General features: G+C 64.0%; 9 protein-coding genes. All 9 read left to right on the top strand.

The window, feature by feature from the left end:
- The coding region (locus tag VNN55_00430) for an aminotransferase class III-fold pyridoxal phosphate-dependent enzyme (GenBank protein HWO56015.1) at window positions 1-474 on the top strand (474 nt) is incomplete at its 5' end.
- Between the two features lie 22 nt (window positions 475-496).
- Window positions 497-1,534: a uroporphyrinogen decarboxylase gene (gene hemE, locus VNN55_00425; GenBank protein ID HWO56014.1), complete on the top strand. Its 1,038-nt coding sequence runs from the start codon at window positions 497-499 to the stop codon at window positions 1,532-1,534.
- 7 nt (window positions 1,535-1,541) lie between these two features.
- Window positions 1,542-2,960, top strand: a complete 1,419-nt coding sequence (gene hemN, locus VNN55_00420) for an oxygen-independent coproporphyrinogen III oxidase (GenBank protein HWO56013.1) — start codon at window positions 1,542-1,544, stop codon at window positions 2,958-2,960.
- Between the two features lie 146 nt (window positions 2,961-3,106).
- Entirely contained in the window at window positions 3,107-4,504 is a 1,398-nt protein-coding gene (gene hemG, locus VNN55_00415) for a protoporphyrinogen oxidase (protein HWO56012.1), read from the top strand.
- Window positions 4,505-4,570: 66 nt separating this feature from the next.
- Window positions 4,571-5,995, top strand: coding sequence for a trypsin-like peptidase domain-containing protein (locus tag VNN55_00410; GenBank protein ID HWO56011.1), 1,425 nt, complete (start codon window positions 4,571-4,573; stop codon window positions 5,993-5,995).
- A 1-nt stretch (window position 5,996) separates the two neighbouring features.
- Entirely contained in the window at window positions 5,997-7,028 is a 1,032-nt protein-coding gene (locus VNN55_00405; GenBank protein ID HWO56010.1) for a GntG family PLP-dependent aldolase, read from the top strand.
- Complete coding sequence (locus VNN55_00400; protein ID HWO56009.1) at window positions 7,025-7,786, top strand: MBL fold metallo-hydrolase; 762 nt, start codon at window positions 7,025-7,027, stop codon at window positions 7,784-7,786. Before VNN55_00405 ends, VNN55_00400 begins: the two co-directional genes overlap by 4 nt.
- 78 nt (window positions 7,787-7,864) lie before the next feature.
- The gene (locus tag VNN55_00395) at window positions 7,865-9,280 is read left to right on the top strand and encodes an MATE family efflux transporter (protein HWO56008.1); all 1,416 of its coding nucleotides are present in this window, start codon (window positions 7,865-7,867) and stop codon (window positions 9,278-9,280) included.
- Window positions 9,281-9,446: 166 nt separating this feature from the next.
- Window positions 9,447-10,985: an aldehyde dehydrogenase family protein gene (locus VNN55_00390; protein ID HWO56007.1), complete on the top strand. Its 1,539-nt coding sequence runs from the start codon at window positions 9,447-9,449 to the stop codon at window positions 10,983-10,985.
- The last annotated feature ends 108 nt before the right edge of the window (window positions 10,986-11,093 follow it).

Here is an 11,093-nt window from a genome sequence, read left to right as displayed (position 1 = left end):
CTGCCGGTGGGAGCGTTCGGCGGACGCCGGGAGATCATGCAGAGACTTGCGCCGCTGGGGCCGGTCTATCAGGCCGGGACTTTGTCCGGCAACCCGGTGGCGATGGCCGCCGGCCTGGCGACCCTCGAGATCATCGAGCATGAGAATGTCTATGCCCGTCTCGAGCACAAGGCCGAACAATTCGAAACCGCGCTGCGTAACCGTCTTGACCTGGCCCACTACGATGCCGGGCTGACACGGGTGGGGTCGATCTTCTGGTTCTGGTTTGGCGGCGGCAGGGCGCCGGAGAACCCGTCGCAGATTCACCCCGGCGCGGCCGAGCGGTACAAGCAGGTTTTCCATCATGCGCTGGCGCATGGTGTCTACCTGGCGCCGTCGGCCTATGAGGTCGGCTTCATCGCCACGGCGCATGACGCCGAGTCGCTGCGGACCGCGGTTGACGTGATCGCGGAGGGAATTGTCAAATCGAAGTAGGAGCTAGAGGACCAATTCTTCCATGCGAGACTGTGATTTTCTCAATGCCTGTTTTGGGATGATGGTGCGGCGGCGGCCGATTTGGGTGATGCGCCAGGCCGGACGGTATCAGGCCTCGTACCGGGCGGTGCGCGAGAAATTCAGTTTTGAGCAAGTCTGCCAGACGCCGGAACTGATCGCGCAGGTAACCGCCGCGCCGGTCGCGGAGTTCGATCTCGACGCCGCGATCATCTTCTCCGATATCCTGGTGGTCTTCCCGCCGATGGGGGTGCCGGTCTCCTTCGACGATGGCGGGCCGCGTCTGTCCGCGCCGATCCGCACCGCCTCCGACCTCAATGCCTTGCGACGGCTCGATGTGGCCGAAGGGCTGGGTTTTGTGACCGAGGGGATCCGTCTGGCCCGTCAGGCCCTCCCGTCCAACATTCCGATCATCGGCTTTGCCGGCGCGCCCTTCACGCTGGCCTGCTACGCGATCGAGGGGACCACCTCGCGCGAGTTCACCGTGGCGCGGCGCTTCTTCCATGAGCAGCCGCGTCTGGCGGAAAAACTGATGAGCCACCTCAGCGGCGCCGTTGCCGACTATCTGGCCGCCCAAATCGCGGCAGGGGTCGACGCGGTCCAGATCTTCGACTCCTGGGGCGGACTGCTCTCATCGGAGGATTACCGCCGCTGGGTGCTGCCGCACATGCAGGAGCTTGTCGCGTCGATCAAGAAGCCGCAGGTCCCGGTCATCCTGTATCTGAGCAACACCTACCATCTGCTCGATGTCATCGCCGAAGCCGGCTTTGATGTTGTCAGCATCGACTGGCGCACCGAACTGAATGCCGCCGCCCACCACCTGGTCCATGCCCGCGCCATTCAGGGGAACCTCGATCCGCTGGCGTTGTATGGGGATGCGGAGAGCATCACCCGGAAGGCGGCGCGGATTATGGAAACGATGGATATCACCAACAAGGGGCATATCTTCAATCTCGGCCACGGCATCCTGCCGTCGACGCCGGAAGAGAACCTCCGGCTGTTGGTGCAGACGGTGCATGGCACCCCGCCGCGGGTGGGTTGAGCGACCGATGGCCAACGCGTCATTCACCAGCGATCAATCGTACCTGTCGGTTCCCTCGGAACTGCTGCGCAAATATGACCGTCCCGGCCCGCGGTACACGTCGTATCCGACCGTCCCGGTCTGGACCGAGACATTCGGCGCCGATGATTACCGCCGCCACCTCGATGCGTTTGCGGCCGGCGGACGCGGTCTGTCGGTCTATGTGCATCTGCCGTTCTGCGAGCATCGCTGCACCTTCTGCGGCTGCAATGTCGTGATCGCGCAGCGCGAAGACACCATCGAGCGCTATCTCGACTACCTGTTCCGCGAAATCGACATGGTCGCCGCCCGATTCGGCGGCAAGCGCCGTCTGTTGCAGCTGCATTGGGGCGGCGGCACCCCGACCCATCTGTCGATTCCGCAGATGCAGCGGGTCTGGGACAAATTACAGGGCGTGTTTGACTTCGATCCGGCCGCTGAGATCGCCATCGAGGTCGACCCGCGCGTCACCACCCGCGAACAGATGCAGTTCCTCCGCGCCCTCGGATTCAACCGGCTTTCGATGGGCGTGCAGGATCTCTCGCCGGAGGTGCAGGAGGCGATCGGACGCAACCAGACCGACCGTCAGACCGCGGCGATCTATCGGCTCGGACGCGACCTCGGATTCTACGGCATCAACATGGACCTGATCTATGGCCTGCCGCGGCAGACCGCGGCGCAGTGGCGCGCCACGATGGACATGATCGCCGACTGGAAGCCCGACCGCCTGGCGGTCTACTCCTACGCCCATGTGCCGTGGGTCAAGCCGCAGCAAATGCAAATCAACGAGGCCGAATTGCCGAGGGGCCCGGAAAAGTTCGCCCTCTTCGAAATCGCGGTGAAAAGCCTCCTGGCCGCCGGCTACGAGCCCATCGGCTTCGATCACTTCGCGTTGCCGACCGATGAATTGGCGCAGGGCATTCACAATGGCCGTCTGCACCGCAACTTCATGGGGTACACCGTGTCGGTCTCGCGCGACATGGTCGGGTTGGGGCTGTCGTCGATCGGCGAGATCGGCGGCTGTTTCGCGCAGAATGACTCGCGATTGGGTGGATACTACCGGCGCATGGACGAAACCGGCACCGGCATCCATCGCGGTTGGTCCCTCTCCCGTGACGACAAGATTCGCCAGGAGGCCATCCTGGCAATCATGTGCAGGATGCGGCTGTCGTTTGCCGAGCTGGGTCGGCAACTGGAAATCGACGCCCGCGAATACTTCCGCGAGGAGTTCACCCGGCTGGATGAGTTCGTCGGCGACCAACTGATCGATATCAACGATGATGGGTTTGTGGTCACGCCGCGGGGGCGGCACTTCGTCCGCAACATCGCCATGGTCTTCGATGCCTACCTGCCCAAAATTCAGGAGCAGGCCACCGAGAAACGGCCCGTGTTTTCGCGCACGATCTGAAGCAAAATGGTCCAGAGCGATTCAGCGTCTACGATCCGGGAGGGCGAGGCTTCCGCCGAGCCTGCTCTATTGGGGAGCGGCCATCGCCAGAACGCAGGTTTGGCGGAAGCCCCGCCCTCCCGATAGGTCGTCGTCCGAACACTTACATGTTGAATGGACTCATCATTGGCGGCGGGATCAGCGGGTTGGCGGTGGCCCACTGGCTCGGGCTGGAGAAGGCGCCCGAGGGGTGGGAACTGTGGGAGGCGGAGGACCGTCTCGGCGGCACCCTGCGCACCGACCGCATCGATGGTTACTCGGTCGATTGGGGACCGAATGGCTTCCTCGACCGCGAGCCGTTGACCCTGCAGCTGGTCGATGAGATCGGACTGCGCGAACAACTCGAACCCGCCAACGAGAGGGCGGAAAAGCGATTTATCGTCAAGAACGGCCGCCTGCACCCGGTGCCGTTTTCACCGTTGCGGATCCTGACCACCGGGTTGCTGTCACCCTACGACAAACTGCGCATCTTTGCCGAGCCGTTCATTCCGGCGCGTCGCGATGACGCCGACGAGTCGATTTACGATTTCGCCGCACGGCGCATCGGCGCCGGCGCGGCGCAGATGTTTGTCGACCCGATGGTCTCCGGCGTCTTCGGCGGCGTGGCGCGCGAACTGTCGCTGCCGTCCTGCTTTCCCGTCATGCGCGAGATGGAAGTCCAGTATGGCGGGCTGGTCAAGGCGCTCATCGCCAGGATGAGGGAGAAAAAGCGCCGCGAACGGGCCGAGAAGAAAAAGACGTCCGGCTCGCCGGCCGGGCCGGGGGGACGGCTCACCTCCTTCCAAGGCGGGCTTGATGTCCTGGTCAACCGTCTCGGCGAACGGCTCCGTCCGGTGGTGCGTCTGCGACACGCGGTGACCGGAGTCTCGCGCGACAGCGAAGGGTGGGTGGTGATGGATTCGCAGGGGGAGATGACCCGCGCCAAGCGGATCATCGTCACCTGTCCCGCCTACACCGCCGGGCAGATTTTCAGGGAGTATGACCGCGATCTGGGGATCGCCTTCGCGGCGGTGCCGTATGCGCCGATCATCGTCGTGGCCACCGGGCACCGGCGCGAGGATATCGCCCATTCGCTCGATGGCTTCGGCTTTCTCATTCCCCGCAACCAGCGCATCCGCACCCTGGGATCGATCTGGACCTCGTCGATCTTCGCCGGCCGCGCCCCCGAAGGGCATGTCCAGTTCCGCACCATGCTCGGCGGCGCCGGCGATCAGAGCGTCCTCGATCTGATGGACGATGAACTGTGGGCGCTCATCCGCCGCGAGCTGGGGCCGATCATCGGCATCAAGGCCGATCCGGTCTTCATGCGCATCTACCGCTGGCAGCGCGGCATCCCGCAGTATGTGCTTGGCCACCGCGACCGCCGGGCGCGTCTGGAGCAGTTCGTCGCCAGACAGCCGGGGCTGTATTTCGCCGGCAATTCCTACTATGGCGTCGGGCTGAACGACTGCGTCAAGATGGCCCACAGGGTCGCCGAGCAGATTCGAAGCGACTCCCGGCAGTAGCGCGACTCGGGTCTTGCCTTTTCGGGTCGCAATCGCAATCGTGCGGCGCGCATGCGAGGAACGGCCATGTCCCTGCGTCTGAAGATTCCCGTCATTGTCGGTCTCGCGGTTCTCTGGAACGCGCTGCCGGTTTCGGCGCAAAAGGGCGATCCGCGCGACGCCCTAGCGCTGGCCGAACTGTCGGCGGCGATGCAGGCGATCGCCGCGCGGGTGCAGCCGGCGGTGGTGCAGATTGTCTCCTCCGGCTATGTCCCCGCCGGCGAGGGGGCCGAATCGGCCGCCGAACTGCTGCGTTTGCAGCGCTCCGGCGGCTCGGGGGTGATTGTTGACCCAACCGGCTACATCGTCACCAACGCCCATGTGGTGGCCAATGCCCAAAGGGTGCAGGTGGTGCTCACTGCGCCGCCGGGCAGAAATGCCTTCCAGTCGATTGTCAAGCCGCGCGGGCCGATCTTGCCGGCGGATGTGGTCGGTCTCGATGAGGAAACCGATCTGGCGGTGCTCAAGGTCGACACGTCCGGTCTGCCGTATCTGCCGTTGGGCAACAGCGACGATGTCAAGTCGGGTCAGGTGGTGCTGGCCTTCGGCGCGCCCCTGGGTCTGGACAATTCCGTGACCATGGGGGTGGTTTCGGCGGTGGCGCGGCAGTTGCGTCCGGAGGATCGGATGATCTACATCCAGACCGACGCGTCAATCAATCCCGGCAACTCCGGCGGGCCGTTGGTCAACACCGCCGGGCAGGTGGTCGGGATCAACACCTCGATCATCACCCGATCCGGCGGAAGTGAAGGGCTGGGATTTGCCGCGCCCAGCAACATCGTTCGCACAGTCTATGAGCAGATTCGCGCCGCCGGACGAGTCCGGCGCGGCGGGATTGGCGTCCTGGCGCAGACCATCAATCCGGTTTTAGCCGAAGGCCTCGGACTGGCGCGCGATTGGGGAGTGGTCGCCGGTGATGTTTCTCCCGACAGCCCGGCGGCGCGGGCCGGTGTGCGGCGCGGCGACATCATCCTGGCGCTCAATGGCAAGCCGATGGAGAATGCCCGTCAATTCGACGTCAACCTCTATCAATTCGCCACCGGCGACAAGGTCCGTCTCGATCTCCAGCGCGGCGACGAGCAGCTGTCTCTGGAGGTGCAGGTCATCGAACGGCCGGGCGCCTCTTCCGAATTGGCGTTGATGGTCAGCCCCGAAGAGAATCTGATCGGGCCGCTGGGCATCCTCGCGCTTGATTTGAATGACGAGGTCGCCGCGATGCTGCCGCCGTTGCGTTTCCGCACCGGTGTGGTGGTGGCCGCGCGCGCCTCCGATGCCACACCCGGCGAGGACAACTTCCGACCCGGCGATGTCATCTACGCGGTCAACAGGGTGCCGGTCGAGTCGATCCGCGATCTGCGCGCGGCGTTGGACCAACTGCAAAGCGGCGATGCGGTGGTGGCCGAAGTGGAGCGGGGCGGCGCATTGCGCTACGTCGCGCTGCGAATGGAGTGACATGAAGATTGTCGATCTGCGTTCGGACACGATCACCAGGCCGACCCCGGGGATGCGCGCCGCCATGGCCGCCGCCGAGGTCGGCGATGATGTCCTGGGCGATGACCCCACCGTGCAGGCGCTCGAAGCCAAAGTCGCGGCGCTCTTCGGCGTCGAGGCCTCGCTGTTTGTCGTCTCCGGCACCATGGGCAACCAGGTGTCGTTGCACACCCATGCCTGTCCCGGCGATGAGATCATCTGCGACGAGGACGCTCACATCGACTGGTATGAAGTGGGCGCGCCGGCGGCACTGTCCGGATTGCAGGTGCGTCCCATCCCCGCGCCCGACGGCATCCCCGATCCGGACCGCATCCGCGCGGCGATCCGTCCGGAGAACATCCACCATCCGGTGACCAGCATCATCGCCGTGGAAAACACCCACAACCGCGCCGGCGGCACCGTGGTACCGCTGCCGATTATGCGCGCCGTGGCCGAGATCGCGCATGAACATGGCGCGGTCTGCCATCTCGATGGCGCGCGTATCTGGAACGCCCATGCCGCCACCGGAATCGCGTTGTCCGAATGGGTGAGGGGGTATGATTCGGTCTCGGTCTGCCTGTCGAAGGGGTTGGGCGCGCCGGTCGGGTCGATGATTCTCGGCACCCGCGCGTTCATCACCCGCGCGCGACGGTCGCGCAAGCGTTTCGGCGGCGGGCTGCGTCAGGCGGGCATTCTCGCGGCGGCGGGAATCTACGCCATCGATGATCAGTTGCCGAAACTGAAGGATGATCATCGTCGCGCCCGACGGCTGGCCGAGGCGGTGCAGGGGCTGCCGGGGATTCGGGTGATCCCCGATCCACCGCCGACCAACATTGTAGTCATTGACCTGGACGGTTCGCGACACAATCCCGAGACCGTGCTCAAGACGCTCGAAAGCCGCGGGGTCCGGATGCTCGGCTTCGGCGCATCGCGCATCCGGGCGGTGACCCACCGCGATGTCGATGACGAGGACATCGAAATCGCCGCGCGTGTGTTGCGGGAGACTCTGTCGTGAAACTCGTGATCCTCGGTTCCTCGGCCGGGCTGGCGTCGCGACGGCGGGCCGGATCGTGCTATCTGCTCGATCTGGGTGAGCAGGGCGTGCTTTTGGATCTGGGCGATGGCGCCACCCGCAACTTCCTGCAGGCGGACTATCGCGCCGACTGGGTCTCGCATATCGTCATCACCCACACCCATGCCGACCATGTCGGCGGACTCGGATACTTCCTCCAGCAACGCTACCTGACGGGCACTGACCGTCCGCTGACCATCCATTGCCCGGGCGAAGCGGTGGGGCCGATCAAGGCCGTTTTCAATCTCGGCTACATGTTCAAGGACAAGCTGCCGTTTGCCATCGCCTACAATCCGCATGTCGAGCGCTACCCGTTTCTGGCCGGCGCGGCGCGGATCACACCGTTTCCGACCTCGCATCTGTCCGCCATGCGCGCCTTCGCCGAAGAGAAGGGCCTGCCCAACCGGGGCGAATGCTATGCGCTCCGTATCGAGGCGGGGAGGCGAACCATTGTGTACTCGGCTGATCTGGGCAGTCTCAACGATCTCGACAGCATCCCCACCCCGATTGACTGGCTTCTGGTCGAATCGACCCATGTCCCGCTGGACCGTCTCTGGCCCTGGGCCGACGAGCGCCGTGTGAACCGTGTCATTCTCACGCACATTGCCGACCATTTCGACACGGCGCGCGCGCTCACTGACAAAGACAAGACCCGCGCCGAAATCCTGATTGCCGAAGACGGCATGACCCTCGAGATTTGACCGGGCGCAAGGGGCTGAATCCCCCTTGTCCCATGCCGCTGCAACCTTCGAGCGGATTCTATCGTCTATTAGATCCGTATGTCCGAGCGCATCATCGAACCTGTCAACCCGGTGCCGGGGGAAGCCGAGCCGATCACACCCCCATCGGTCACCCCGCAGTCCGAGACCCGTGAGGTCTACCGCTCGATTCTGCGCATGGGGATCCCGTCGATGGTCGGGTTCGCCGCGCTGCATCTGTACAACGTGGTCGACATGTTCTGGGTCTCGCGTCTGGGCGCCGAGCAGGTTGCCGGGGTGGCGATTTTCGCCGCCTTCTACTGGGTGCTCTCCTCGATCAACATGATCGCCGGCGCCGGCTCCACGGCGATCATCGCCCGACGGTATGGCGAGCAGGACATGGAGCGCACCCGCACGGCGATCGTGGAGGCCTTCATCCTGAAGATCGCCACCGCCGCAGTGAGCGCCGTGATTGGCTACCTGCTCACGCCGTGGATGGTGCGTCTGCTGGGCGCCACCGGCGATGTCGAACGGTACGCCATCAGCTATGGACGGGTGATGTTTCTCGGGCTGGTGTTCAACTTCCCGGTCTGGACCGTGTTTACCGCGTTGCGCGGCATCGATCAGCCGCGTCCGGCGATGTGGATCATGCTGGCTTCGACCGGGCTCAACGCGCTGCTCAATCCCATCATGATCTTCGGCTGGGGACCGATCCCGGCGCTGGGCGTGGCCGGTTCGGCGTGGGCATCGCTGATCGGCTTCGGCATGACCACCATTGTCGGCCTGGCGATGTTCTTTGCCGGCGCATTCCACGTCCGCCTGACCTGGGCGGCGGTCCGTCAGGCCAGCCAGCGCACAATGTGGCAGATGCTGAAAATTGGCATGCCCACGGGGGTCAGTTCGATTTCGTTCTCGCTGGCCCGTCTGGTGATCACGCCGATGATCACCCACTTCGGCGCGCCCTATGTGGCCATCTACGGCGCCGGTTCGCGGGTGCTGGAACTGACGATCATCGTTGTCGTCGGACTCGAACTGGGTCTTTCACCGCTGATCGGCCACCTGCTGGGACGCGGCGACAAGCAACGCGCCTATGTCACCGCCGAAAAGGCCATTGCCCTGGCGGCAGGCCTGATGCTGACAATGGGTATCGGCATGGCGCTTCTGGCCGGACCGATCACCCGCATCTTCTTCGCCGATTCGTCCTATGAACCATTGGGCGTCGCCTTCTTCCGCATCATGGCCATCGCCGGACCGTTTATCGGCGCATTCCTGATGATGGAGGCCGCCTTCTCCGGCGCGGGAGACACGGTGCCGGTGATGGTGGTCGGCATCATCCACGCCTGGGTCTTTCAGGTACCGCTCATCTGGTTCCTCTCGCATGGCCTCGGTGTCGGCCCCAATGGCATCTGGTGGGGATTTGCCGGGTCGGAGGCGCTCTCCAGCGTTTTCTATTTCTGGTGGTTCTCGCGCAAACGCTGGATCCACCGGCAGGTGTAGCCCGTCAGGATTCCCGCCGCGTCGTCGTCTCTTGCGCCGGCCGACGTAATCAATGTGCTGTCAATTTCTTACGCGCATCCGCTCACGTTCGGATTCCGCTTTACGTACCCCCCGTGCGTTTGGTAGACTAAGCCAAATACCCTTGTCCGGGTTGAGGAGAATCGCAATGCCAACTGCCGCCGCCAAAGCCAGCAAACCCGCCGCCGCCCCGAAAGGGAGCGCGACCGAGTTCAGGAATTTCATCAACGGTAAATGGGTCGAATCGAAGACCGGTAAGACCTTCGAGAATCGCAATCCTGCCGATCGTCGCGAGCTCATCGGCACCTTCCAGAAGTCCGACCATCGCGATGTTGACGCCGCGGTCAACGCCGCCGCCGAGGCGTTTAAGTCCTGGCGGCTGGTCCCCGCCCCCAAGCGCGCCGAGATTCTCTACAAAGTCGGCGAGCGGCTGATCCGCTACAAGGAAGAGTTCGCCCGCGACATGACGCGCGAGATGGGGAAGGTGCTCAAGGAGACGCGCGGCGATGTGCAGGAAGCCATCGACATGTCGTATTACATGGCCGGCGAGGGGCGCCGTCAATTTGGCCACACCACTCCCTCGGAGTTGAAGAACAAGTTCCAGATGTCAGTGCGTCAGCCGCTGGGTGTCTGCGGCCTGATCACGCCGTGGAATTTCCCGATGGCGATTCCGTCGTGGAAGATCATGCCGGCGCTGGTGCTGGGCAACACGATCGTCATCAAGCCGGCGACCGATACGCCGCTTTCCGTCGTCAACCTGATGAAGTGCATGGACGAGTGCGGCGTGCCGCCGGGCGTGATCAATATGGTCACCGGCTCCGGACGCGATGTCGGCGAGCCGCTCATCAATCACCCGGAAGTCAAGCTGGTCTCATTCACCGGTTCCACCGAGGTGGGACGTTCGGTGTCGTCGCTGTGCGGCCCGCACTTCAAGCACTCCTGCCTTGAGATGGGCGGGAAGAATCCGCAGATCGTCATGGATGACGCCGACCTCGATTTGGCCATCGAGGGCGCGCTCTGGGGCGGATTCGGCACCACCGGCCAGCGTTGCACCGCGACCTCGCGTGTCATCGTGCACAAGAAGGTTTACAAAGAGTTCGTCAGCCGCTATGTCGAGCGGGTCAAATCGTTGAAGGTCGGCAACGGCCTCGATCCCAAGACCGACATGGGCCCCTGCGTCAACGAGGGCCAGTTGCACACGGTGGAGACCTATGTGCGCATTGGCCAGAAGGAGGATGGCGCCAAGTTGCTGGCCGGCGGGCACCGGCTGGAGAAGGGCGATTACGCCCACGGCTGGTTCCACGAGCCGACCGTCTTCGGCGATGTCGACCCGAAAATGCGGATTGCGCAGGAAGAGATCTTCGGGCCGGTGGTCTCGGTGATCCCCGTCGACAATTTCGACCAGGCCATCCAGGTGGCCAACGATGTTGCCTATGGCCTGTCGGCGTCGATCTACACCCGCGACGTCAATCGCGCCTTCACCGCCATGCGCGACGTGTACACTGGCATCTTCTATGTCAACGCGCCGACCATCGGCGCCGAGGTGCATCTGCCGTTCGGCGGCACCAAGGCGACCGGCAACGGCCACCGCGAGGCCGGTCAGGCGGCGTTGGATGTGTTCTCGGAATGGAAGGCGATCTACGTCGATTTCTCCGGATCGTTGCAGAAGGCGCAGATCGACGATTGATGGAAGTGCTCCGTCGGGGCAGGTCTGAGACCTGCCCTTGCGCGTGGAGGAGATAGAAAGGGCGGGTCTGGGACCCGCCCAAATGAAATGCCGGGACAGGTCTGAGAC

It is taken from the genome of bacterium (assembly GCA_035559435.1).
Classification (GTDB): Bacteria; Zixibacteria; MSB-5A5; order WJJR01; family WJJR01; genus JACQFV01.
Note: the sequence above shows the minus strand (reverse complement) of the source record. Positions and strands in the feature narration are given on the sequence as shown.

Coding starts and splice junctions, on each gene's coding strand:
- VNN55_00395 (HWO56008.1), top strand. CDS start 7,865: ATGTCCGAGCGCATCATCGAACCTGTCAACCCGGTGCCGGGGGAAGCC.
- VNN55_00390 (HWO56007.1), top strand. CDS start 9,447: ATGCCAACTGCCGCCGCCAAAGCCAGCAAACCCGCCGCCGCCCCGAAA.
- hemG (HWO56012.1), top strand. CDS start 3,107: ATGTTGAATGGACTCATCATTGGCGGCGGGATCAGCGGGTTGGCGGTG.
- hemE (HWO56014.1), top strand. CDS start 497: ATGCGAGACTGTGATTTTCTCAATGCCTGTTTTGGGATGATGGTGCGG.
- VNN55_00405 (HWO56010.1), top strand. CDS start 5,997: ATGAAGATTGTCGATCTGCGTTCGGACACGATCACCAGGCCGACCCCG.
- hemN (HWO56013.1), top strand. CDS start 1,542: ATGGCCAACGCGTCATTCACCAGCGATCAATCGTACCTGTCGGTTCCC.
- VNN55_00410 (HWO56011.1), top strand. CDS start 4,571: ATGTCCCTGCGTCTGAAGATTCCCGTCATTGTCGGTCTCGCGGTTCTC.